The sequence below is a fragment of the Paenibacillus ihbetae genome (genome assembly GCF_002741055.1).
GTDB lineage: Bacteria > Bacillota > Bacilli > Paenibacillales > Paenibacillaceae > Paenibacillus_AQ > Paenibacillus_AQ ihbetae.
In genome coordinates this window covers 6,245,375-6,270,980 of the sequence record NZ_CP016809.1, presented here as the reverse complement: position 1 = coordinate 6,270,980, position 25,606 = coordinate 6,245,375, and the positions used below count along the sequence as shown (strand labels likewise).

21 protein-coding genes are annotated in these 25,606 nt (G+C 52.2%); 5 read left to right on the top strand and 16 right to left on the bottom strand.

All coding sequences use genetic code 11. The features are described 5' to 3' along the window. Positions 1 to 97: 97 nt before the first annotated feature. Positions 98 to 529, top strand: coding sequence for an N-acetyltransferase (locus BBD41_RS28130; protein WP_077566574.1), 432 nt, complete (start codon positions 98 to 100; stop codon positions 527 to 529). 131 nt (positions 530 to 660) lie between these two features. On the opposite strand, the gene BBD41_RS28125 is transcribed toward BBD41_RS28130, so the two are convergent. The 5 genes from BBD41_RS28125 to BBD41_RS28105 all read right to left on the bottom strand — a co-directional run bounded on the left by BBD41_RS28125 (position 661) and on the right by BBD41_RS28105 (position 6,031). After that, positions 661 to 1,584 (bottom strand): NAD(P)-dependent oxidoreductase, encoded by a 924-nt coding sequence (locus BBD41_RS28125; protein WP_077566575.1) that lies wholly within the window; start codon positions 1,582 to 1,584, stop codon positions 661 to 663. Positions 1,585 to 1,710: 126 nt separating this feature from the next. After that, a complete protein-coding gene (locus tag BBD41_RS28120; RefSeq protein WP_099479974.1) occupies positions 1,711 to 2,574 on the bottom strand; it encodes an NAD(P)-dependent oxidoreductase in 864 nt (287 codons plus the stop codon). Positions 2,575 to 2,836: 262 nt separating this feature from the next. Next, a complete protein-coding gene (locus tag BBD41_RS28115) occupies positions 2,837 to 3,412 on the bottom strand; it encodes a TetR/AcrR family transcriptional regulator (RefSeq protein WP_077566577.1) in 576 nt (191 codons plus the stop codon). 75 nt (positions 3,413 to 3,487) lie between these two features. Further along, the gene (locus BBD41_RS28110) at positions 3,488 to 4,480 is read right to left on the bottom strand and encodes a formylglycine-generating enzyme family protein (protein ID WP_237086944.1); all 993 of its coding nucleotides are present in this window, start codon (positions 4,478 to 4,480) and stop codon (positions 3,488 to 3,490) included. A gap of 90 nt (positions 4,481 to 4,570) precedes the next feature. After that, positions 4,571 to 6,031 carry a sulfatase family protein gene (locus BBD41_RS28105; RefSeq protein WP_099479972.1) on the bottom strand — a complete coding sequence of 487 codons (1,461 nt, stop codon included), beginning with the start codon at positions 6,029 to 6,031 and terminating at the stop codon, positions 4,571 to 4,573. Positions 6,032 to 6,280: 249 nt separating this feature from the next. Between BBD41_RS28105 and BBD41_RS28100 the strand changes: the two genes are divergently transcribed. Further along, positions 6,281 to 7,063: a helix-turn-helix transcriptional regulator gene (locus BBD41_RS28100; protein WP_099479970.1), complete on the top strand. Its 783-nt coding sequence runs from the start codon at positions 6,281 to 6,283 to the stop codon at positions 7,061 to 7,063. 46 nt (positions 7,064 to 7,109) lie between these two features. After that, entirely contained in the window at positions 7,110 to 7,235 is a 126-nt protein-coding gene (locus BBD41_RS30150) for a sporulation protein YjcZ (protein WP_189636034.1), read from the top strand. 234 nt (positions 7,236 to 7,469) lie between these two features. Here BBD41_RS30150 and BBD41_RS28090 read toward each other — a convergent pair whose 3' ends face one another. From BBD41_RS28090 to BBD41_RS28070, 5 genes are all read right to left on the bottom strand, one after another. Continuing rightward, entirely contained in the window at positions 7,470 to 8,597 is a 1,128-nt protein-coding gene (locus BBD41_RS28090) for a GntR family transcriptional regulator (protein ID WP_077566580.1), read from the bottom strand. Between the two features lie 183 nt (positions 8,598 to 8,780). Next, positions 8,781 to 10,373, bottom strand: coding sequence for a type 2 periplasmic-binding domain-containing protein (locus BBD41_RS28085; RefSeq protein ID WP_099479966.1), 1,593 nt, complete (start codon positions 10,371 to 10,373; stop codon positions 8,781 to 8,783). A 71-nt stretch (positions 10,374 to 10,444) separates the two neighbouring features. Next, complete coding sequence (locus BBD41_RS28080; protein ID WP_077566582.1) at positions 10,445 to 11,341, bottom strand: carbohydrate ABC transporter permease; 897 nt, start codon at positions 11,339 to 11,341, stop codon at positions 10,445 to 10,447. Between the two features lie 40 nt (positions 11,342 to 11,381). After that, positions 11,382 to 12,341 (bottom strand): ABC transporter permease, encoded by a 960-nt coding sequence (locus BBD41_RS28075; protein WP_077566583.1) that lies wholly within the window; start codon positions 12,339 to 12,341, stop codon positions 11,382 to 11,384. A 277-nt stretch (positions 12,342 to 12,618) separates the two neighbouring features. Further along, complete coding sequence (locus BBD41_RS28070) at positions 12,619 to 13,668, bottom strand: 2,3-butanediol dehydrogenase (RefSeq protein WP_077568997.1); 1,050 nt, start codon at positions 13,666 to 13,668, stop codon at positions 12,619 to 12,621. A 382-nt stretch (positions 13,669 to 14,050) separates the two neighbouring features. On the opposite strand from BBD41_RS28070, the gene BBD41_RS28065 reads away from it, so the two are divergent. Together BBD41_RS28065 and BBD41_RS28055 are read left to right on the top strand one after the other, a co-directional pair. Next, a complete protein-coding gene (locus BBD41_RS28065; RefSeq protein WP_077566584.1) occupies positions 14,051 to 15,079 on the top strand; it encodes a LacI family DNA-binding transcriptional regulator in 1,029 nt (342 codons plus the stop codon). Between the two features lie 469 nt (positions 15,080 to 15,548). Further along, a complete protein-coding gene (locus tag BBD41_RS28055) occupies positions 15,549 to 16,145 on the top strand; it encodes a class I SAM-dependent methyltransferase (RefSeq protein ID WP_077566586.1) in 597 nt (198 codons plus the stop codon). Between the two features lie 26 nt (positions 16,146 to 16,171). On the opposite strand, the gene BBD41_RS28050 is transcribed toward BBD41_RS28055, so the two are convergent. From BBD41_RS28050 to BBD41_RS28025, 6 genes are all read right to left on the bottom strand, one after another. Next, positions 16,172 to 16,792 carry a flavin reductase family protein gene (locus BBD41_RS28050; protein WP_099479964.1) on the bottom strand — a complete coding sequence of 207 codons (621 nt, stop codon included), beginning with the start codon at positions 16,790 to 16,792 and terminating at the stop codon, positions 16,172 to 16,174. A gap of 417 nt (positions 16,793 to 17,209) precedes the next feature. Further along, positions 17,210 to 18,493 (bottom strand): FG-GAP-like repeat-containing protein, encoded by a 1,284-nt coding sequence (locus tag BBD41_RS28045; protein ID WP_237086942.1) that lies wholly within the window; start codon positions 18,491 to 18,493, stop codon positions 17,210 to 17,212. Between the two features lie 72 nt (positions 18,494 to 18,565). Then, entirely contained in the window at positions 18,566 to 19,363 is a 798-nt protein-coding gene (locus BBD41_RS28040; RefSeq protein WP_099479962.1) for a polysaccharide deacetylase family protein, read from the bottom strand. 284 nt (positions 19,364 to 19,647) lie between these two features. Then, complete coding sequence (locus tag BBD41_RS28035) at positions 19,648 to 21,906, bottom strand: rhamnogalacturonan lyase (protein WP_099479960.1); 2,259 nt, start codon at positions 21,904 to 21,906, stop codon at positions 19,648 to 19,650. Between the two features lie 130 nt (positions 21,907 to 22,036). Then, on the bottom strand, positions 22,037 to 22,774 hold the full coding sequence (locus BBD41_RS28030; RefSeq protein ID WP_099479958.1) for a DUF1961 family protein: 738 nt from the start codon (positions 22,772 to 22,774) through the stop codon (positions 22,037 to 22,039). Positions 22,775 to 22,852: 78 nt separating this feature from the next. Further along, entirely contained in the window at positions 22,853 to 25,456 is a 2,604-nt protein-coding gene (locus BBD41_RS28025) for an exo-rhamnogalacturonan lyase family protein (RefSeq protein ID WP_099479956.1), read from the bottom strand. Positions 25,457 to 25,606 lie beyond the last annotated feature (150 nt).

The following is a 25,606-nucleotide window of genomic DNA, read 5'->3' as shown; positions in this document are numbered from 1 at the left end:
TGGTCAAATGGCTTCCGGGTTTGACACGCTGCAGGAAAGGTTTTACAATACGGGGCATGTGTCCTAAAAATACGTTGTTTAAACTGGAGTGAATACGATGCAGATTCGATTGATGACCGATAACGATATGGACAGCGTCATCGACATTTGGCTGGCTGCCTCGATCGAGGCCCACCACTTCATTCCCCAGGAATACTGGGAGTCCAAAGAAAAGGACATGCGGTCCGTGTATTTACCAATGGCCGAAACGTATGTGCTGGAAGAAGCAGCCGGAATAGTCGGCTTCATATCGACCGTTCAGCATGCTTTGGCTGCACTTTTCGTTCACCCTAGCCATCAGGGTAGAGGCTATGGGCGGACCCTGCTTCAATTCGTGAAGGAACGCAGCTCCAAGCTTGAGCTTAAAGTGTATAAAGAGAATGAGAACGCCTTTCGTTTTTATTCCCGTCACGGTTTCAACGTTGTTGAAGAAACGATCGACGAGGATACCGGTCAGGCGGAATACATCATGACCTGGGGAGAGCATTAATCGGGCGTATCCCGCTTCCTATGATTATTCGTTTCCGGCGTTAATCCGCTTGCTTGAATTGAACGAAATGGTACGCAAAAACAAACCCGCTGATCCTGAGTGATCAGTGGGTTTAAACATGTAAGATCTATTCAGTCCGTTGGAACAGGCTTCTTGAATACTTCGATCAGACTGGTGAAGCTATTCCCCGCTTGGCCATTTGCCATCCCACGCTTGAACACCTCTAAGACAGCTGCGGGAAGGGATGTGTCGATTCCGGCATCTTTGCTCGTATGTACAATGTGGTCAACACTCGCCGCGCCCATGCCAAGCCGGTCTACATCCCCTGGATGCTCGCCTGCATCGATCCTTGGCGTATAGAACTCGATGAACATCGGCAGTGATTGCATTGTCTCAATTGCGTATGGTCGGAATTGCTCAGCCGTAATGCCATTCGCACTGGCCAGAGAAAGGGCATGTAAATAACTGAGCATAGAGGTCCAAAACATATCCATCTGAATCTGATAGTACAGCGCAGCAAGCCCCGGATCCTCGCCCCGATAGTCGGCGCCCGTCAGAACCTCAAGCGTCTTTTTATGAGCTTCGAATACTTCTCTTGGACCGCTGTAGTATGTTGAGGATTCCGCTTTGCCGATCCCCGATGGCGGGACCTGTACGCCGCCTGTAATCTGGCGGGCTCCACGCGCTTCGAGCCACTTCGCCGCCTCTCTGGCTTTTTCCGGGGTGTCTGAACTCAGATTGACGAAAACTTTACCGCTCAAGTCCCCTGCCTGTTCGAGGATTGCGTACATCGCTTCATAATCCGTGAGGCTGAGGATGACCAAATCATTGGCAGCTATCGCCTCGTTAACATCAGAGGCTTTAATGGCACCCTTAGCTGCTAGGGCGTCCGCTTTGCCGGCAGTCCGGTTCCACAAGGTTACCCCATAGCCCCGTTCCAGAAATACGGCTGCCATCGCCTGGCCCATCGGGCCCAGACCGATAATGGTTACCGATGTACGGTTACGTTCCCCTTCTGTCGCTTCATGTCTTGATTGTCGATCATTTTGATTCATACAAAATATCCTCCTTGAATATGATGATCAAACAAAACAGTTTTGTTTCTAATAAGGCGAAGGTTCCCCCCTTGTTTATTGATCTCAATCCAGTGTGCTTCCACGCATGATCAACACTTCAATTCCTTAACGCAGCACCTTGATCAGCGCGCCAAGCTCTTCATTTCCGTAACCCGAATCCACAGCTTTTTGGAAAAGTCCCAAAGCGAACGTTGGAAACTCAGCATTGATTCCCGCATCCCGCGCTTGCTCCACGAACATTTTGACGGTTACCAAACAGGTGTTAAGAGAACTTTGCGGCTGCTCAAACGTATCGGCATGAATCATATCCCCTTCGTATTTGATCATTTCTCCCATTGCTGGAGAGAGCGAAGAGATCATGGATCCGAATTCATCAACACGCAGGCCATCGGATTCAATGATGCGCGCTGCATGAAAGAAGCCCATCATCGAACCGAATAGCGTTGACAGAAATGCCAAATCGGTTGTGGAAGCTGCGCTGACCTTTTCGCCCAGGTAAGGGACGTTTCCTGCCAGACTCTTGAGCAGGGCCTCACTTTTCTCGTAAGCCGATGTCGAACCTGACGTAAAAATGGTCGTTTCCGGTCTTCCAATTTGCGGTGGTGTTGCGGGGATGGCCCCATCCAGATAGTCGACTTCACGCTCCAGTGCCCATGCAGCGTTATCTCTTGCCTCTTGCGGAGTGCCCGTGCTTAGCTGCACCAATACTCGGCCGGCGAGAGCGGCCGCAACCTCGGGTGTATCCATAACGCTGTAAGAGATTTTGTAATTGGCAACGCAGACGATCGTAACCGGGCTGGCTGCTACTGCAGAAGCTGGATTGGGAGCAAGAATTGCCCCTTCCCTGACCAATGGCTCTGCTCTTTCTGCCGTCCGATTCCATACGGTAACGCGGTGACCATTACGGAGCAGCGCCTGTGCGAGGGCGGCACCCATGGGTCCTAAACCGATCACTGTTACATCACTCATTTGAATTCCTCCATCCTTCAATTGATCAAACAAAACTGTTTTGTTTCGTTTGAGAAAACAATACAGCACGACGTAGCATCGTGTCAAGATATTTCTTCCATGTCCATATGAAATTAATAACCCCATCCAAATGACGCCAAGACTTGCTTGCTTTTCCGTGCGATCATCCCTTATTCCTTTTTAGTCCAGAGCGTCCGTATATATTTCAATAAAATGGCAAAAAAACCTAAAGCCGTTAACCGGCTTTAGGTTCGTGGTCAATCTATTGGTTCGTTTGGCCGAGATATAGCTCGATCAAATGTGTAGATAACGCTTTAAGCTGGGCTGCGGGACCTGAGAAGCCGTAGACCGAAACGGAGGACAGCGCGCCGTTAATGACAAGCATTAATTGATCTGTCAGTGTATCGTCATTCACACCCGCTAATTGCGTCAAACGGGATAAACGCTGACGTATGGCACGATTGTACTCTACGGCGAGTAAATGGACAGGGTGATCTTCTTCGGAAAATTCAGCAAGAGCATTTAGAAAATGACAGCCTCGATGATAGCCCGGCTCGAGCATTTCGATCGTTGCATCAATCAAAGCCAGTAACTGCTCTTTAGGTTTTCCCTCTTTTTCGGCGATCACTTCGTCAAAGTGCTCCCAATTGATATGATCCTGTTCTTGGAGATATGCCATAACTAAATCGTCCTTGGTCGGGAAATGACGATAAAGCGTGGCTTTGCTCACACCGGCTCGTTCAACAATGGTATCGATCCCAACTGAACGAATGCCTTCGCGGTAGAACGACTCTGAAGCCACGTTAAGAATATGCTGGCGTGCTGAAGCGCGTACCATTTCCTTCACCTTGCCTTCTTCATGTATGCTAAACGAAACATTTCTGTTTCGATTCGAATTGTAGCATGTTTTCTATCAGCGCGGCAAGGAATCTCTTACGACGCGGAAGCCGCAATTGCCCGTCGAGCTGTCGGGCGTATTCCCGCTGCGAGCTGCCACGCGGTACCGGTTGCAATAGGATCTGTGGCACAGATACGAGCCCCCGCGCATTGACCTTCTCCCGGTTGGTTCTGCGTAGAACGGATCATGCACCGAAGTTTGTTGATGATAAGACGGACTGAACCAATCGGCGCACCATTCCCATACGTTGCCTGACATATTATACAATCCGTATCCATTTGGCTTGTAAGCATCCACCGGCGCCGTCCCGATATACCCGTCGCTGGCGCTGTTTTTGATTGGAAATTTGCCCTGCCAAATATTGCATTGGTGCTCCCCATCCTGCTTCAGCAGGTCGCCCCATGGATAGGTCCTGCCCTCTAATCCCCCGCGCGCCGCATACTCCCATTCCGCCTCCGTCGGCAGCCGCACGCCAGCCCATTGGCAATACGCCATAGCATCGTTCCATGAGATATGCACCACCGGATGGTCCATCCGGCCTTGCAGATTCGAGCCTGCTCCCTCGGGAGCAGCCCAGTATGCGCCTTCCACCACCAGCCACCACGGCGTTTCTTGCGGGACCTGCGAGACCTTTGCTTTGGTCTCATCCGAGGCCATCAGTTCAAAAACATATGACCATCCGAAATGCTCAGCTTCCGTTACGTAACCGGTTTTCTCTACAAAACGTTGAAATTCCTGATTCGTAACGGCATACGGCGAAATTTCGAATGTGGAAACTGTAACGCTGCGCGCCGGTCCTTCGCCATCATTAGGGAAGCCTTCTTTCGAATTCGTCCCCATCGTAAACGTCCCCGCAGGAATCGCGATCATTTCTGAGTGAGCATTCTGATGCGATTGTCTATGCTCAAGACTTTCACGCACCATGACAGGTGCACGCCCCATCGTATCGGCTTTCGTAAGCTGAACGTTCGATCTGGACCCCGTACAGCAAGAATGATGATCTCCCACGGTCGATTCCTCCTAATCCTTGATACAGAGAACAGGACAACCATAAAAGTACGGTTATCCTGCTTCAATTCGCCGCAGCAATGCCTTCTATTATACAAACTCCCGAGGATGGCGCCGCATCAGCTCGGGTACCGCTTCTCCCCGGCCCGTGCTCTTCAGTCGCTCGACATACTGCGGCAGATGACCTTTGGCATGATAAGGTCCCCCCTCTTTCATGACCGTCCAAAGCGGATCCACGTCAAACGGCATCGTGGACATCATCTGATCATGCCACTCATTCAGCAGATAGACCGCTTCCCTGCAAAGCTCCGGTCTTTGAGACGCTTGGTTGTGCTGTTCATGAGCATCTTCGGAGATATGGAACAGCATCTCTTTGTCGAACAGGTGAAAGCCGTCATGATAGGTCCGAATGTAGAGCCATTCTCCGAAACGAACGCTTCGCTGACAAACATGGGCGCACTGCGATACGACCAGATACTCTCTGCCGCTCCCTTGCCCGGTCCGCAGGCTATCGGCGTAACTGATGCCGTCCCAGCTTGGAGCCGGATCGACGTTCAGGTAGTCCGCCATCGTAGGCAGCAGATCCAGATGATAATGCAGGTTAGGGTCCGTGATTCCCTTCATGATCCCTGGTCCCCGGATAATCATCGGGATACGGCACGTCCCCTGATCCGCTGTTCCGTGCTCTCCATAAATGCCAAGCTCTCCCATGTTCTCGCCATGATCGGCGGTAATGATAACCACCAGATCATCCATGATTCCCTTGTTCTCCAGCAATTCGAAGATCGCACCGATATGCTCGTCCATATGGCGAATGCCGCAATCGTAGCCGTCCACCATCTTCCGCAAATCCTCCATCGATTTGATCTCTCCGGGGTGTCGCGGATATTTTGGGGATACATCACTATTATACATGTTAATTTCGTTTGCTCCATGCGGGCCGACCTTCTTTCGATGCTCCTCAAGCACCTCTTCCGTAATCCAAGCAGGCAGAGGATCTTGTTCGAAGGGATTTCCCAACGACTCGGGTGCCCGATACGGTGTATGCGGATCCCAGAAATTCACGTACAGCATCCAGTTATCCTCATCCGCATGACGCTCCAGCCAATCCAGGACGACAGGCGACACTTCTTCGGCTGACTCCATGCCGCTCTTCCCGGTATTATAGATTTCGTTGAACCCCGCATAAAAAGTCCATGCCGAATGGCGTTCTCCGAACGGACTGATTAAGGACGTCTTCATGCCGGCCCGGCGGAATATCGCCGGAAAGCTCTCCTTCACGAGCTTGTCGTGAAAGTCACGGGTAATGCCCTCATGCCGTACATCGGCAGCCGTACCCCCATGACCGACAACGCCGTTATGTATGCCGAACTTGCCGGTCATCAACGCGGTCCTTGAAGGAAAACATGGCGCATCGGAGGTATAGTAGTTGTCAAAACGTACGCCCTCCGCAGCCATTCGGTCAATATTAGGCGATGTATTCCGGTGATAACCGTAGCAGCCCAGATGATCTGGTCTGGTTGAATCCAAATCCAGCAGTAATACTCTCATATCCCCATCGTTCCCTTCCTCTTTGTTTACCCTTAGCAACCCATTGAAGGTTCTAAGTATATGGTCAAATGTGTTGTTGCTTGAATTATAGGCCGCCATGCATGCGGAGTCGATGTACATTTCGTTATTTTGTTGTACGATTCCACTTCGATTTTATATAAGGAATTCATAGAAATGAACGTATACCTATCTATTAGAAGTACAGATATGCTAGGCTATAGGTATAAAATCACTGCGAGGTGCTCAAATGTGCTCCAATTGATGAGCGTGAATTTTGATGATTATATCCCGAATTGGCGGACACAGCTGGAGACGATCCCGTACAATGTCCTTGTTGTGGTAAGAGAAGGCAAGGTACGATATGAAATCAACGGCGAAGAAGTCATTGCGGAAAAAGAAGACGTCCTCTTCATCCCGCAGTCTACTAGACGAAGCGGCGGCAACTGGAACGAAACTCCACATCAGAAGCATACGATCCTATTTACGCTGGATCGCCAAGAAGCCACAGGCATTCCTTTTCTGGACGCAGGCCAATTCTTGAAATTCAATCTTACGCAAATTCAATATGCCTATCGTCGCTGCGAGCGATTATACGAGGAAATGCGGGGCGGCAAAAGCTTCCGAAAGATGATCTGTCAAGGCATCCTGCAGGAGCTGATTGGGATGCTGGCCCGTGAGCTAGAGAAGACTGAGCTTGCGCCCAGCAAACGCAACTACGCGGATATCATCAAATCGTATCTGCTGGAGCATTACCGCGAACCTATCGAAATCGATTCACTGGCGAGAATCATCCATCGCTCTCCGAGCTACGCCGCAGCCCTTTTCAAAGAGGTGTACGGCCTATCTCCGATTCGATATATGCACCAGCTGCGGGTGCAGGAAGCTTGCAGCCTGCTGATTCATTCGGACATGACGATCGCTCATATCGCCGATTATTTGGGCTATTACGATACTTCCTATTTCTATAGGATATTTAAAAAACACACCGGCCTCTCGCCATCCGACTATGTACAGCAACACAACTTACTATGAACCCAATCAAACTTATCAAGCTATACATAGTATTAAGTATTCGGAGATGAGAGGAGGTTTCCTTGTGGGTGAAGTGAATGGATATGGCGGAGGCTACTCGATAGGAGCAATCCTGGTTCTCTTTATTCTTCTGGTTATCATTGCTCGTTCTTTCGGTTTTGGCATTGCTTAATAGGGAAGCATAAATTCGCAGCAATAGAAGCAGGATTTTATTCTTGCAATATTCCCGTTACCAAACGATGAATTTCCGAACTAAACACCAAGAACCCGCGGTTAGTTATCGCGCGGGTTCTTGGCATTATGGAGTTTAAGGAGTCGAAAGAAGGACTTGAGCCACTACATAGGAAAGGCCTGCTTAAAGATAGGCGTTGCAGTATTCAGAATGGAAGATATCTCTCCTCCCTCCCTAATCGGCTATCCCGCTCCGCGGCGCTGCAGCCGTCGTTCCTCGCTCGACCAGCTTGACCGGCACCAGGATTTTGCCCGAAGCCTGCTTGCCCATTTCAAGCCAATTCACGATGATCTCGGCGGCCTGGCGTCCGATCTCATAAAAATTCTGCTCAACCGTCGTCAGCGGTATGATGACGTGCTCTGTAACCGGATTGTTGTCGAATCCGATAATCGAAATATCCTCCGGAATGCGGATGCCTCGATCCAAACAGAGATTCAGCAGGTTGGCGGCGATGAGATCATTCTCGGTCTGCACGGCCGTAATGCCTTCCGCACGGTAGGTATCAAGCAGTTCATTATAGAATCGCTCCACGCCGACTTGCTCCCGGTAGCCCTTCATATTCAGCCAAATATAACGGCTGTCCAGAGGGATCCCGTGATCCTTGAGCGCTTGGCAATAACCGAAATACCGGTCGCGGACCGAGGAGGTGGATTCGATGCTTACAGCCGTAAGAAATGCAATTCTGCGATGGCCGAGCTCGATGAGTCGGGATACCGCCTGGTACGAGCCGCTAAAGTTGTCCGATACGACCGCGCCGAGCGGCAGGCTGTCGAAATACTTATCAATGGTAATGATCGGATAGTCCTCCAGCGTAAGCCGATGAAGGATATCATAATTCGTCTGATCGTTCCTGGGATACAGGATGATTGCCGCTATGCCTTTTCGCGTCAGCAATTCCAGCAGATCACGCTCTTTCTGTGAGTCATAATCGCTTTGATGAATGCTAAGATAATAGCCGTTCGCATTCAGCCAGTCCGACGCCCCGCGAATGTACCCCATCGTGCCCCGGTCATCCTCGGATGGCAGAATCAGGGAGATCATTTTTCCGGTGCCTTCCTCTCGTCCCTCCAACCCGCGGCTTCTCGGCTTGACAAAGCTCCCGCTTCCTTTGATCCGGTAGATCAAGCCTTCCCGCTCGAGCTCTTCCAGCGCTCTTCGCGTCGTAATGCGGCTTACCCCGAAGGCCGAGCTCAGCTCGGCCTCCGTCGGCAGCTGGGATTCGGGAGGGTAGCGGCCCGAAACAATTTGTGATTTCAGCTCGTCCATCATAACGCTGTACAGCGGTTTATTGTCTTTGGTCAACTTCGCTCTCATCCCATCTTTAACGTACTTGCACGTGCCTCGCTTGTTACGCTAAATTATAGCGTTTCTATCATCGGCATGTAAACTCGCTGCGAAGGAATTCACCCTCCCTCGAAGCCTGAACACTGCAGCGGTCGAGTCGCTGTAATCTCTGGGGTCTCGTTTGTCATTCATGTTAGGGGATCATTTGACATTCAAATATCGTTCGTATTGCGCACGCTTGATCTCCAGGTACTCCTTAGCCCCCATTTTGTCGAGCGTCTTGACGTATCCGTCCCAATCGGTATCTAAGCTGGCTTTGCCCGTCACGAACTTGACCCTCATTTCCTGGATGTATTTATTGATATCGGTCAAAATCGCGCTCGTTGTGTTCGCTTCCTCATCCGTCGGCACGAAATCCGGCCACAGCTCCTTCGGCGCGAATTCATCCAGCTCAGCCGGGTCCGCCTTAATCTCTGCGGCTACCGTTGTTCCTCTCGCTGCCATCCGCAGCTCGTCGTCCGGCTCCACGTAAGGATAATATGCTCCATACACATTGTCGACGTATTGGAACGCCCCGAGCTGCACGCCTCCCTTATAATTCAAGATGTCTTCCTTGTACCTTGGCTTGCCGTCTACAAGCTCGTAGGTTTCCCCCTCTAACCCGAAGGTGCCGAAGTTAATGCCCTCCTCGCCGTAGAAATAATCGATCCATTTGATCGTTTCAACCGGATGTTTGTTCTTGTTCGTGATAATGAATCCGAATATGCCTTTGGCAGGCGGCCCGAGCGTGCCGGCAACCTTGTCCCCGTTCGGTCCTTCCAGCGCGTTAATGCCCACGTACTGCTCGGCAGCCTCCTTGCCGATATATCCCGGACCTTCCCATACGAAGGAGCCGATCTTTCCGCTTGCGCCGTCCGCCGACCACTTGGCGTAGTCGTAGCCTGTCGTGAAATTTTGCTGCGCAAGGGAGCCGTCCTTATACAAATCGCTCATATACCGCAGCAGCTCCCGGTACTTCGGATCGTTGAACGTCGTTTGGACCTGCCCATCGGCGTCCTTGTACAAATATTGGCCGAACGCCTTGGCGCCGCCTTCTCCCATGCCGAAGCTGCCTGCGAGGAAGCTTTCCAGGAAGGTCCAATACTGCGTCTCAAGGACCCAGCCCAGGCGGGAATCATCCTTCTCCCTTACCTTCTTCAGCGCCTCGCGGAGCTCTGCGGTCGTCTTCGGGACGTCAAGTCCGGCTTCATCCAGCCAGGATTTGTTGATATATAACCGGACCGAATTAAATGCCTTCGAGAAGTCGACATAGGGCAGCGCGTAGATATGGCCGTCGGACATCGTGATCGCTCCCTTGATGTCCGGATTCTCGTCCAGCAGCTTGCGCAAATTCGGCGCATGCTCCTCGATCAGTCCCTCCAGGGGAATGAACAACCCTTGCTTGCCGTATTTCATCAGCTCGTCCGTTCCGAAGGCGATGCGATAAAATGCATCGGGAAGATCATTGGAGCCGAGCATGACGTTTTTCCGCTCCGTCACGGCAGCGCCGGCCAGTTCCTCGAATTCGACCTTAATGCCGGAAATCTCCTCGTATTTTTGCCACATCCACAGCTGATCGGCCGGAGGATGAACATCAGTATAACCGCGCTTCACGATGTGCAGCGTTATGCTCCCCGGATCCCCTTCAGAATCGGGTGCATCCGGAGATGACTCGCCCCCGGACCCGCCGCAGGCGGTCAGGAGCAAAGAGAATGTCATGGTCAAGGCAAGCAGAAATCGAAGTCTTTTTTTCATATCAACAATCCCCTCTTTCCATCATTATGGTCCCAAGCCAAGCGTTCGACGGTTCCTGCTTGAAACCCGTGTTATCCCTTGATCGCTCCCACCATGATGCCTTTCTCGAAAAAACGCGACAGCAGCGGATACAACAGCAGCAGCGGCAGCGCGGACAGGACGACGATCGCATACTTCAGCCCTTCCTTCACCATCATCTGGTCCGCATACTCAGCCCCGACCGATATGCCGGCCATCTCCTTGAAATCGTTCTGCACGAGGATTTCCCGCAAAATAAGCTGCAAAGGAAACTTCTCCCGATCCGTTAAGTAGATCATCGCGTCGAAGTAGGAGTTCCAGTGGCCGACGCCGTAGAACAGAAGCATGACGGCAATGATCGGCATGGATAGCGGGAGCACGATTTTGTACAGCATCTGAAAATCGCCGCAGCCGTCCACATAGGCGCTCTCTTCCAGCTCGATTGGAATCCGCGTCTGAAAATACGTGCGCATGATAATCATGTTATAGGCGCTGATCGCCCCCGGCAGTACAAGCGCCCATACCGTGTTCAGCAGCCCTAGCTGCTTGTTAACCAAGTACAAGGGGATCAGGCCTCCCCCGAAAAACATCGTGAACGCAAACAGCAGCGTAAACAGACCTTTTCCGTAAAAGCGCTTGCGGGACAGCGGATAGGCGGCGAGCACCGTCATGATCAGATTGATCGCGGTTCCCAGGAAAGCATACAGGATAGTGTTCAAGTACCCGCGCCAGATCTCGCCGTTCTCGAACACCTTGGCATACGAATCGAGATTGAAGCCGGCCGGATATAACAGCAGGGGCTTGTCCCATATTTGACGCGGATCGGAGAAGGAAGCAAACAGCACGAACACGAGCGGATACAGAATGATGACGGTGACCAAGGCGGCGAGCACCAGAATGACGATATCCGCCACTTTCTCGCCTGGCGTTCGTTTGATGTTCAGCAGCACGACATAGGTTCCCTCCTTAACGTACAGTCCGCATTTTTCCCTACCATAAGCTGGTTTCCCCAGCCTTGCGGGCTGCCGCATTGACGATAATCAGGATTATGAAGTTAATGACGTTGTTGAACAGGCCGACTGCCGCGGAGAAGCTGTACTGGGTGTTGATCAGCCCGCTTTTGTACATATAAGTGGAAATCACCTCGGAGGTTTCCAGATTCATCGGGTTTTGCATCAGCAGAACCTTCTCGAAGCCGACGCTCATAATGCTTCCGGCGCTTAAAATCGATAAGATGACGATCGTCGGCAGAATTCCGGGGAGCGTAATATGCCAGATACGGCGGAACTTGCTGGCACCGTCCATGTAAGCCGCTTCGTATAAATCCGGGGAGATGCCGGATATCGCGGCGCTGTAGATAAGCGACGACCAGCCGATTCCCTGCCAAACGCCGGACCAAACATACAAATGCCAAAAGTTGGACGGCTCGGCTAGATAATCGACGGGCTCTTTCCCGAGAGAAACCAGAATGGAATTGAAAACGCCGTTCGTCGGCGAGATGAAAAAGAAAAGGATACCGACTGCGACCACGACGGAGATGAAGTGAGGAGCGTAAGAGATGGTCTGGGCGAATGAGCGGAATTTGCGGTTCCGCAATTCATTGAAGAGAAGCGCCAAGAGAACAGGTGCCGGGATGCCGACGAGCAGTCCGTACAGGCTGATGCCGATCGTATTTTTCAGGATGGTCCAAAAGTAATACGCATCAAACAGCCGCTCGAAGTGCTCAAATCCGACCCACGGGCTGTTCCAAATGCCTAGTCCGGGCATAAAATCCTTAAACGCAATTTGTACGCCGTACATCGGCCAGTAGTGCCAGATCAAGAAGTAAAGTACCGCTGGTGAAATAATGAGATATAGTCCGATATTCCGTTTCAGCTGCTTTTTGACATGCTTCCATTTGCTCGGCCTCTGTACAGGCTGTGCGGATGCCGAGGATAGGCGAGCGTCCATTTGTGGCCATGACCTCCTTCTTGAAACAGGTTAACGCGGCGGAGATGTTATCCCGTGTAAGAACGCGGCGGTTAATCTCCGGAATTCAGCAATTCATCATCCCCTTTCATTGATTTGTTATGATACATACAATGTCAATTTCTAAGTTGTTATAACACATTCTAGGTCCGATTCTCAGCACCGTCAAGACAAAATCATGTAAAAGATTGGAATAGACATAAAAAAAGACCGCGATTAGGCGGTCTTTCTTCTGTCATTTCATCTCACGAATCCTGATTTAATGGGCGCTCACCAGAATCTTCACCTGGTTCTTTTCCTTAAGCAGCGCTTCAAATCCACGCTCCAATACTTCATGAAGCTTGATCTTCTGCGTCACGAGCTTGTCGGCCGGGAAGAAGCCCTTCTCCATCAGGCTGATTACGGCCGGGAATACGTCTCGATAGCCGATGATGCCGGTGATGCTCCGTTCATTCATAACGATATCATTCGGAATGATCGGCGCGGAGGTTTCGAATATGCTGACGATCATAATCTGCCCGCCGATCTTCGTAGAATGGATCGCTTGGGTCAGCACCGGCGGAACGCCGGTCACTTCATAAGCGACATCGACACCCCTGCCGGTACGCTGCTTCAGCTCTTCGACGACATCGCAGGCCTTGGGATCAAGGACGATTGCCCCTAACTCCGCCGCCTTCTGTTTGCGCTCTTCGGACAGCTCTACGGCGTAGATGTCCGAAGCCCCTGCAGCCTTGAGCGCCTCGATGACAAGCAGTCCGATCGGCCCGGCGCCAAACACGACGGCACGGTCTCCGGCTTTCAGCTGGCTTTGGCGAACTGCATACAAGGCAACGGCCGACGGCTCAACCAATGCCCCCTGCTCATACGAAACGGTGTCGGGTATTTTGTGCACCATATGCTCATCCGCTGCGACGTATTCGGAGAATCCGCCGCCTCCGCCGGCAAGTCCCAGGAAGCCCATTTTTTCACACAAGTTGTATTTGCCTTGACGGCAAGCATCGCAAGTCCCGCATGAAAAAACAGGCTCGACGACAACGCGTTCGCCGGCTTTAAAGCGGGTTACTCCCTCCCCGACTTCAACCACTTGGCCCGAAAATTCATGTCCCATAACGATCGGCGCCTGTTCTCCGGTAAGCGCATGCGGGGTTGATTCAGGTATAAAAATCGGTCCGGCTACGTATTCGTGGAGGTCACTTCCGCAAATACCGCACCATTCCACCTTGATTTTCACTTTACCTTTCGTTGCTTGAGGCTCCTCGATGTTCTCGAGCCGCAGATCCTTCACACCATGCCAGCGTAATGCTTGCATCGTTTTCATCTCCTTATGAATTCGAAAATTAAAGAATAAAATAGGAAACGTTTCCGAAATCAAATATGTCACAGTTTCGCCATTCTGTCAAATCTTCCTCCTTAAATGTGAACTGTGTTATAGCTGATGAAGGATCCTTTCCGTTAACCCGCTAAAAATCCGCAATATCCGGCGTCCCCTGAGTATCTCAAGCACCGTATCCGCTTAGTTCCGAAGTTTGAGCCCAACATCAAAACGTCTTCTGAACTCGGAAATCCCACCCTGCCCCGGCCTTTAGGAATTAAGGAAACATGCATGCTATAATAGAGGTGGTAGCCTCAATCAGCCAACATATTCGAACTCATACAGGAAACGTTTCCGACAGAGAAAGGGTTAGAGGATTATGTCGAAATCAAAAAAAGTAACCATAGAGGATGTTGCCAAAAAAGCGGGCGTCGGTATTGCCACCGTATCCAGAGCCATCAACAACAGCAAAGGAATCAGTCCGAAAACGAAGGCCCTGATCATGCAGGTAATCGAAGAAATCGGCTTTAGCCCGGATACGTCGGCTCAAAGCTTGAAGGTTCGGCAGACGAATCAAATCGCCTTGGCCGTACCGGATATCCGAAACGCCATCATCCCCGAGATCGCCTGGTCGGTTGAACAGACTGCCAAGCAGCACGGGTATCGGGTTGTTCAGATCAATACGGCCGGCAACGCCCGGAACGAGCTTGAAATCGTGCGGGATATCAAAAAGCTGCATGTGGATGGGCTGATCATCATGCCGCTCGCTTACCCTAAAACGCTCGGAGATCTGATTAGCAAATCCAGCCTTCCGGTCTCCATCATCAATTATGGCAAGCAGCTCGGCGACGAGTACAAGGCTGATATCGTCGGCCTTGCCAGGCAGGAAGGCAGACTTGTCATGGAGCATCTCATCAAGATCGGGAGAACGCGGATCGCTTATGCCGGCGCGCCGAAGGATAAAATCGAGGAACGTTACTGGGCATATGAGCAGTCATTGAATAGGGTGGACCCCTCCCTCGTTTATTTCGGCGAGGATTTCTCTTTCGAGACAGGCGTCCGTGCGGCGGACTACTTCTACGGTCTCAAGCATATGCCGGACGCGATCTATGCCGTCAACGACATGGTGGCCATCGGTATCGTGAATCGATTCAAGGAGTTGAAGATCAAGGTTCCGGAGGATGTCGCCGTCGTGGGCATCGACAACAATGCATGGACCACCGTGACTACGCCTCAGATCAGCTCGGTGTCCATTATGGGGGACGAGGTGGCGCGGCTTGCCACGGAGCTGCTCTTGAAGCGTTTGCGGGAAGGTACAAACGGCGGCTACGAACGCGTTCAGTTCGAGCCGCGGCTGATCGTGCGGGAGTCCAGCGTATCCATCACCCGAACGATCGCCGCGGATTAACGGTTTAATAAATATGCGCGAAAACAAAAAGAAAGACCGTGCAGGAGCTGCACGGTCTTTTCTATGAGTTGCGCGAGTCGGTGTTTTATTCATTAACCTCCTTCGGGGCACTAGGAAGCAGCTTTTACATGTTGCTGACTCTGGTGTTGATGTATTGGCTGGTAACATTAAAACCGTCCCTCCCAGGTGACGATCCATTTATGAAGGCTGTAGGATTGGTAATTGCTATAATCGTCACAGCCGTTGCAGGTATGACATGTTTTACGATCACAGGCTTATCAATAAAGGAGAACGGGAATAAAGCTCGAACATAACCTGCTGTTCCTTCCCAAGCGATCAGTCGGGGTCAAATTGCGATTTGTTCTCGACTGATCACTAATTTCTGGTGTTTTTTTCCGAGTATTTAAAAGATGAGCAGAAGAAACATTAACCTTTGTGTTCCATATAAAAAAGGTGGTGACTTCTTCACATGCCCCTATCTCCGCGATTGTATCACTGGTTTGTCCGGCCTCAATGGATTACAAAGAAATACATTCATGACCATGTTCGGCATCATGTTCCCTTGGAAGATAAGTCCGTTCTTGATTTTGGATCGGGCACTGGCGCCAATTGCTCGATTTGTCATTCAGATCGCTATCTTGGCATTGAACCCGACAGGAATCGGGTGTTTTTGGCGAGAAGGCTGTACCCCAACCATAAATTCGAAGTATTTGACGAGCAGAATATCCCGATAGATAACAGCTCGATCGATTATATTTTTGTCATAGCTGTCCTTCATCATATACCGGACGAGTTAATCCAGAGCTACTTGCTCGAATTCGAACGCATCTTGAAACCGGAAGGCAAAATTATCGTCATGGAGCCGTATCTTTGCAAGGAACGAAAATTAAATAATCGATTTATGATTTGGTATGATGATGGAAAATATATTCGCAGCGAGCATGATTACCTTGATTTATTTCATGCAGGTCGCTATGAATGTCAGGTCGTAAAAAAATTCACGAAATGTTTCTTATACAACGAGATTTTTTTCACCGCAGTACCGACTGCAAAGCGAGAACTTTAGCGGTTGCGCCTCTACTCAAATGGAAGCTATACGGACGGGGGGCCGAATACCGGCGCTAATTTCGATGCAGAAAGCTGCTCGCTTAGCCCGAAATATTCGCAAAAATTCATGATCATCGGATTCCATTTCGAAGGATCGATATAGTTGGACTGGCCGTCCATAAGAAGCTTCTCTTCGATATGCACTTTTTCAATATGAACTTCCATGGCAACAAGCGAACTTGGTTCTTCAAAAGGATGAAGCTTCACAAGCCTGGCTTCCAGGTGGACGGGACATTCCTTGACGCGAGGCGCTTCAACGAGCTCAGACGGAAGCGGAGTTAACCCGGCAACTCCAAATTTATCCGCCTCATGCTGATATCCCCTCTTGGCTTTAGATTCCGGGACGGGATTGCGACCGGTCAATAGCGTTAAGCGATTGATAGCGGCAACCAAGTCAATCGACGGAAGGTTCAGCACGCACTCGCGTTCACGGATCAGATTTTGAACCGTCTGGGATTTACTGCTCATGCCAAGCATGCAGGATTGATTAAGCCACCAGGCAGAAGACATCGGTGCCAGGTTGGGTGTGCCGTCTTCGTTGATCGTACTGATCAAGATGACCGAAGTGCCGAAGTATAGGATTTTGGGCTGAATTGCTTTATGCATAACAAATACCTTCTCTCCCCAAGGATTTTTAAGTAATGTATCACGAGACCCTTTAGGGAAGATAGGGATTTAGAATAAGACCGCAAGATCTTGAAATTTAACCGTTCACCTTCCCTCGGGCCCAGTGTCCCGCATTATGCACGAAGTATAGTTGTTGCCCTACCAACTAAATAAAGCAGCAATGATAGGATGCTCCTGTACACCAGGGGCTAGCGATCTCATGCTCCCACAGCGGACCAACGAGAAAAGCTGCCCCCGATCTTCAGGATCGAGTGCAGCTTTTATAGAGCCTTTGCAATCGTTAATATATCAGAACATCCCGCTATTACGGGGGAAATGGAGGGGTTAGCCTGCCACCTGAATCATGACGAATACAGCACGGATTGACCCCCGTTAAAGGTATATCCGTCACCTCATTTATGTTATCAGCGGAACTTCCCCGCCCGGATACAATGTCGAGCTGGACAGCCGCTTCGTCTGCGGCAGTGGGTTACCCGAGATTGGCTCATTTAAATCTGCCTGCTTGCTCGAATAAATGGATGCGGTTTCATTACTGTAAATAATAACTTGCTCCGTACCGCTTCCCCATAAGTCGGCATGGACGGCATAGCCCTCGTCAGGAAACTCCACGACCGCATTCATGTGGCCGTCATACAATGTGGGCAAGATTCCTCCGCCGCGGCGGTAGGCCAAAATATAGTCCAAAGCTCCTTCTGTCCATCCGCTTAAAGGCTCGATAATCGTTAGCCAGCCTGGTGTTTTGCGGTCTTCTTTCCAAACCTCTCGACCGCTGCCGTCCAGCAGGAACAAGGCGTCCTTTCCGACCATGCCCTTCCCGTCGTCCTCTCTCACAAGCCGGTCCAGCCCCGCGATTTGCAATCCCGGCAGGTCGCTTCGAAAGCGGCCGAGGGCGATGTGCTGCGACTCGATGGAGCCTTCGTAGCGCCATAGCTCCCTCCCGTTTCGGTCATACATGACCGTGACGCTGCCTCCGATCACGATCTCCGGGTCTCCGTCCCCGTTCACATCGCCGATCCAAATGCAATCGGCATGGTCATCCAAATCGCGGCAGCTCCATAACGGCGTGCCGTCATGGTCCAGCAACGTATAGCCTGCCATTACTTCGTCGTATCCGTCGCCGTCCAAATCGTATACCCAGGGGAAATGGCCCGGGTTACCCTCGTGCGTCCACAGGACATTGAATTGATGGTCCATCGCCCACAAGCGGCGATAGCGATCCTTTAAGATGATATCCCGCGTGCGCGGGCTACCTGTCAAATTCGCAACGATAATGCAGTCATGCGCCTCCGGATCCGGCAGCTCATGCGATGACCTGACGCTGCCGTCGTGCCCGTTAATGACCAAGACACGATTCTCCATAACGCATACCACTTCCAGATGGCCATCTCCATCGATATCGACAATTTGGGCGGGATAATCCGAGCCTTGACTGCCTGCGCCTGGGTCCGGTTTGCCTGTTTGCCACAGCAAATTTCCCTCCAGATCGTACGCAGTGAGGCATTGCACCTGATGGGGAATGTACCGCACATCCTGACGGTTGTCGGGTTGAACAAGCAGCATTTCCATCCGGCCGTCACCGTTTAAGTCGCCAAGCAGCATTTTACAACGCGGCCCTGCTGCCCGAATATCCAGTCTGCCGATGAGAACAGGCTCCATTGTCTTCCCTTGGTCTTGGTTCATCCGTGATCCCTCCTTTTGACAAAAAATTTCTTGAAAGTGCCTGATGCTCCTGGAGCCGCCGCTTCGGCACCGCTATAGCTTGATCTGTTCACCGCCTTTCACTTCAACGATCTGCCCGTCCACGTCCAGCCAAACGCTTAACGCTGATGGATTGTAGACGAAATCCAGCCCCGCTGCAAACCTCAATCCTTCGAATGCCTTCGTATAATCGACCAGCTCGATGTTCGTGCAATACCAGATTTCCGCTTTACCTCCTACATAAGAGCAGAACTGTTCCATAAGCTCCCAATTATGATCGTTATCGAATTCGTAGCTATGCCCCCATACGTTCATCAGATACAAGTACTGCTTTTTATGCATGCTCACGAAGGTCTCGGCGTGCTTCATCAAATCACGATTATGATGGCAGGTCGGCTGCCATTCCAGAAAATCGTCCGGCATTCCGAAATGTCCCGAACTCGCAACGACTCTCGCATAGTCGATACCGAGACCCGGCAGCATTTCTTTGATTCTGCGGCTATAAGAGCCGTTCGGATACGACATCCCCCGCACCGTGTAACCTACGATACGCTCCAAATTACGCCGGTCTTCCATGACTTCATGCACGATTTGCTCATTCGGGCAGCGAGCGATCGTCGGATGGGTCAACGTATGCGCCGACACCTCGTGACCTACATAAAGCGTTCTGACCTCTTCTACCCCCACCCTGTCCGGCGTTCCGAGGAGCCCGGAATTGATATGAAAGGTTCCTTTAATCCCATGCCGGTTCAAGATGTCCACCAGCCGCCGATCGGCGAATCGTCCATCGTCATAACTTAAAGTCAGCGCTTTGTGCCTCCCTTCAGGAAAGCACATCATAATTTTGATCATCCTGTTTCCTCCTCATCGGATATGATACACATCACGTAATACACTCCTATGACGGGATACGCTCCTCGTGACGAGATATGCTCCTCGTGACGAGATTTGCTCCTCGTAACGGGATATGTCCCTCGTAACGGGATATGCTCCTCGTAACGGGATATGTTCCTCGTAACGGGATATGTTCCTCGTAACGGGATATGTTCCTCGTAACGGGATATGTTCCTCGTAACGGGATATGCTCCTCGTGGCGAGATATACTTGTCGTGATGGAATTATCCCTCTTGTCACGATTACCTTTGGCTCGTGCGGGGAAGATATAGTTGCGGAACAGGAACCGCTGCCCAATCGGTATCGGAAGCAAAATAAAAGCTTGGATAACTAGGCTGGTTGTATACGACGTTCTGCCATGCAATGCCCGTCCGGTATTGCGGATCGTGCATCAACGTATACAATTTCCGGTCCGTTACCTCGGTGCTCAAGTAAATTCGGATCGCCGAGCTATCCTTTGTTCGAACCAGCAGTTCCTCTCGCCAATCTCCGAACACGTCCGCAACAAGGCATGGATTTCCCTTCGTGCCGTTGTTGGAAACCGTGCCTTCCGCGGTGAGCAGCCTGCCTCGTTTCCAATCGTCGACCGTAACCGGCTCGTCGAATCGGCCGTTGATGATCTGCGTGGTCATATCAGCCGCCCACTTAATGCTCATGTTCGTGCCCGGAGCCTGCGCTGCAATCCGATCTCCCGTACATGTCATCAAGCCGAATGCTTCATCGCTGTCATACCCTTCGCTGCACCATGTTTGAAGTCCGCGATAATGCTTATCCACTTGCCCGATCATTCCGCGTCCAACGTCTTCGACGGCAAAGCCGCCGTATAACACCTGGCCGGTTGCCGCATCGCGCAGCGTGTATCCATAGGGTCCCGAGGCGCCGCTTTCATGCACCATAAATATTTCCAACCCTTGCCGGTCTGGATCGATATGGGCAACATGCAGTGCATCGCCGTGACCCAGCTTGGCCATTTTGCCAGGCTCCTTGCTCTCCGGGGGCATTTCAGCCCGGGAGCTGTACAAAATAGATCCGTCATGGTCGATGGTTGCCGCCCCGTAAATTATTTCGTGGCAGCCGTCTCCGTCCACATCAGCGACGCTTAATGAATGTGCGCCCTGTTTAGCCAGGCTGCCAAATTTCTCATGGCGGCCGTCCTCTAGACGAAGCGTATCATGAAAAGGATTATTCATCGAAACCCAGCCACTGTCGATGAACCATGTCTCCTTAAGGCGCCTTCCATCCCAGGAGTAGGCTGCAACGGCAGCACGGGTATAATAGCCCCGAGCAAAAATCGCAAACGGCTGTTTGCCGTCCAAATAGGCTACGCCTGCCAGGAACCGGTCCACGCGATTGCCGGGCTCGATGCGGTTCCAAGCATAATCCCCCCACCTCAGACCGTCATCATGCCGCCCCGGTTTATAGGGGATCGTCTCCAATTCCTCGCCCGTATGCCCGCGAAATACGCTTAAATACTCAGGCCCATCAAGAATGAAGCCCTCGAATGACCGCAAGTTGTTGCGACCGCTCCGACTGGGAGCATACACATCGAGGAAGTAGTCGGCGAGCCGCTCTGCATCCCTCCTGGACAACGGGTAATTGTAGCGCTGCTCGATCCCAAAGCATGCTTCCAGCGTGGAGGGCCATCGTCCGGCCACAACCTCCTCATGCGAGTGCCAGCGCATGAACATAGAGACGATATGATTATAGTAATCCTCGCTGCTCATTCGATAATCGTCCGAATGGCTGTACCCGGCAGCGATATCCTCAGGCGGCATCGTTATATAGGTTTCGGAGATCGTTTGCCCTTCCTGATCGTACCGGATGATTTTCGTTCCGGGTGCGGTCTTGAACATCAGCTCGGCTTTTCCGTCTCCGTCAAAATCGTAGACGAGGAACTGCGTATAGTGAGCACCGGCCCGTATGTTCACGCCAAGGTCTATTCGGTACAAGAGAGTTCCGTCCAGCTTATAGCAATCGATATATACCTGCCCGGTGTAACCGGAATGCGATACATCCTTTGCATTCGAAGGGTCCCATTTGACAAAATACTCATACTCGCCGTCGCCATCTACATCCCCGATGCTCATATCATTCGCCGAATACGTATAGACTTGACCGGCCGGCGTTATGCCATCAGCCGGTTTACGCAAGGGCAATTCATAATACGGGACTGCCCAGGGAGTGACGTCGGCACTTCGGTCGACCTCTTGTCCGTCGACAACGGCACAAACATAGTAAACCGAGTCTGGCGTCCCGCCGGGATCCAAATAATTGGTGCTGTCGCGGACAACTGCGATCATGGCGTCATTTCGATACAGGTTAAAATCAGTTCCGGTCAATCCGTTACGGCTATAGCCGCTCACTTCATTCCCAAAGAGTCTCCAGCTGAGAAATATTCCTTCGGACGTGGCAGCCGCAACCAGTCCGCGATCCAGGTATTCCAGCTGAAAGCCGGAATTCTTCCTCGTTTCATATTTGTGCTGCTCATGGACGGTTTTCATTAGTAGCCCCCCATCTTAAGCCTTCAATTTGTTGATTATGTCTCTACGAATCCACTGCACGACCACTCCGCCAGAAGGACCTATTCGATCTCCATCTAAATCATCCAAACGACGAGTGAACCAACCGCTCTCAAAAGGATGTTTTTCTTTCGGCATACACGGTTAAATTGGCATATTCACCGATCAGCGGGGCCATCTGACGGAAACCAACCTTGCCGCCGGCGAGTTTCGGTCCGAACGTATGACCGTCGTCCGTCCATGAGAACACCGGCAGGCCATTTACGGCAAACGTAATGCGGCTGCCGACCTTGACGATGAGCATCCGGTAAGGACCGAACGCGTCCATGACGCCCGGAATCGGATCCGCACCTTGGGCGACCAGATGGAAGCCGTAGCTTTTGCGCAAATTACACGTGTGAAACATCCGCTCTTCCGCCCACTTTCTCCGGAAGTAAGAGACATGGAAGGCGTTCATTTCGCCGTGATGATACTGGTCATATTCGCCCGTCCGCGGCTTGATCGAAGGATCGAACAAATCCCGCCCCTCCGTTCCGGTTGCGCATACAAACATCATGGCCAAGCCCGGCTCCCGCACCGGCCAAAAATCCCAAGAAACAGCCGCATCCGCCGGAAAATCCTCAGGGCACCACAGCACGAAATTGGCGCGCTGTCCCTCTTTCTCGTCCAGGAGACTCTCGAGTCGCATCCGTCCCACAGGAAACGTGACCGAGGCACTCCCTTCCAATCGAAACCTGCGGACATGTTCGGGCTTGGCGAGCGGATTCGCGTAGATTTCCCTCCAGCCTTCAGGGATAAGCGAGCTATTGGCCTGCTCCGGTAATCCTGATTCGGTTGTATTTTCATTCATCGGAGGTGATGCTCCTTTCTTCCAGCTTCGGGCAATTGCCTGCCAATGCTGCAGGGCAGACGTGACGATAACCCGGCTTCAGTAATTCTTGGCCTGTTGCCGTTCCGATGGCGCATGCTCCGGCAGCGCGTCCGGGATCAGTTCCAGGCTGATGATCGTGTTCAAAGACCACTGCGACGCCTCGTTCGTGTTCATCCAGTCAATCTCCTTCAGCTCGCCGGCGTATGTAACGTCAGCCGCGTCCTTCTCCAGGTCTGTGTTGGCAAAAGGATGCCGCAGCAGCGTCTCCCAGGCAAAATCGGCCGTCCGTCTGTCCTTACGGTACCAAGCGCCGTAAGCGACGAGGGCCAGCGTCAGGACAGGGTGCTCGAACCGCTTCGCGCTGATTGCACCGCCCGTAATTTGATCCTTGTCTTCCTGCGAAAGATTATAGAAAATGCCGAAATCAGCCATCATTTCATCCCACTGCTTATCCATCAGCATGCCGGACAGCTCAAACCACACCTGCGGTGCGCCCATGCATAACGCCAGATGCCGTCCCCAATTGTCGTCTCCCATCGACGCGAGCATGCCGGTGGTCGGGTCATAACCGTATGTCGGACCGGAGATCAGGCCGAAATTCGCCTGTTTAATGCATTGTATGCCGGTCATCAGTTTGTCACGGTAAAATGGATCCTCTTTACGCTCCCACTGGGTCATCCAATTGGAGCTGAATGCCGCCCAATCCGGGCCGACCCGGATATGCGTCTTATGCTCGTCCTTCGGAAAATAGGCGCGCATCGGATCGATATGAACGGTTGTAAAATCGGCGTCCTTCACCTCGTCCATCATGTCCCCGATTCGTTCGTCCCCCGTCAAATAATAATAATATCGGTGCAAGCCGGCCATGCTGATCCGGGCTTCCTTGCAGCCGCAGCCCCAATGGACGACGTTATGCCGGGAGCCGAGGCCTGCGTATTCACCGAAGTGGTAGACGTCAACCTCGCTCGTATGGCGCGTCATCGCCTCCGCCATCCGGAAAATATCTTCGCGTCCCGAGCGCAAAAACATCAGCCACAGCCACATGTTCGGGACCAGTTCGGTATTTTGCCACGCACATCCGCCGAGATCATAATTCCAGACATGACGCGCAGGATCATAGCTGTGCATGAAATCGCCGTAATCCCAGAAGCCGTACCAGCGCCTCTGCTCCACCTCCCGTTGGTAAAAGGCGATGATCCCGTCCAGCTTCTCTTCGAGGCGGGCCTTGATCGGCGTTCCCCGGTCCGGCAAGCTCCAGATGCCGAAAGCGCCCTGGCTCCGCAAATAATCCGGCTCGCATACAAGCTGGGGCGGCGAGTCGTTATAGGCCGCGTAAGCGTCCAGCTCTACCGTCGACGGCGTCGACGCCCGGCACCAGATCGTCAGCTCATTCGTATTGCCGACGCCGTAAGGGGTTGCGCGCAGCTCTTCCGCGCCTTCGTAGGAAGACTCAACATGCGTGCGCGTATCATAATGGCGCATGTCCATGGCCGGGGCTTCCGGCGACCAGAACCAGGCGGTCAGCTGGGCCTCGTCCGTCGTGAGGCCACGTGCTTCCATGCCGGAAGGGTGCTTTTGCCAGAAGTGGCGCATCGCAAGAGCCAGGCCGCCGCCGGGCCCGCCGACGTACGTGACGCCGCGCGCTCTCCGGCCTTCAGCGGATTTGAGCCAGCTGCAGCCGTCCATGGTCCGCTTAGCCATCAGGTAATGGTCCGCTGAGAACTGCGTCAGCTTATAGCCGTCCCAGCACGCGGAATCGTGCAGCAGATTCATGAAGTATGGGTCGGCCATGTCTTCATCGGAGAGCGTTTCCCCATTGAGCTGACGCATGAACAGCTCCAAATATTTGCCTTGCGTACGGCGCGTATGGAGCGTCTTCGGCGATTCGCTTACAAAACCGCTGTCGCCCGCGAACCGGACGTGGCGGTTATAGAGCGGCCCGCGCATTGGCAGCCCGAAACAGATGCCGAGTCCCTTCACGAAATCCTGGTTCGGATTGCCGTCATAAAAAAACGTATGCACGATCCGGATCGACCCCAGTCCCGCGTATGCGTACAGGCGAAGCGAAAAGGGCAGCCATTCGCCGGTTCCGTTGACAGCGCGGTGACGGCCCGTCAGCTTGATGACCGCTCGTACCGGGCCTGCTTGCTCCACCTTCGTCTCATAAATTTGGGATTGATACCGTTCCTCCCGGATCGTTCGGCTGCCGGTCAGCTCGCTTACGGTTTCCTTGATGGCGATCAATTCGCCATAAGAGCTTATACTGACACCGTTTCGTTGAACATCGGCGATCATTCGACTGCCGGTTTTGGGGACCCGAAAGGTAATAACGCCCGTGTCGATGGTAAAGTCATTCTCCGTCTCATTCACGGACAACGAAGCTGCTGCTGGTAAAAGCCCGGGTTCTCCCTTCACTACGGCGTACCCGTCAGGAGCGCCAGCCGGAAGAGCGGCCGCATGCGCCGTCCACTTTACGCTGCCGTCCGGCCAATAAGCAGTCGGCCAGCTTTGCAGCGCATATGTGGTCCCACCCTCCATATGCAGCGACAGCCGGTCGTCCCGCAAAAGCTCCCCCTCCTTCCACGGCATCCCCCACGTCACCCCTGCCGGAATAGATGCGGCTGCCTTCAACCAACGCAGTTGTATGCGCGTGTCGTTCATGGAATCATCTCCTAACGTTTTTACTCACTTCCGACTTCTGTAACGACCTTATTGTAGAGAGCTTAGGTTTTCCCGGCAATGACACTTTATTGATGACCTCCTCCGCCCTGGCTTGCACGATTTCTCAAGCATTGCACTTTATTGCACGCT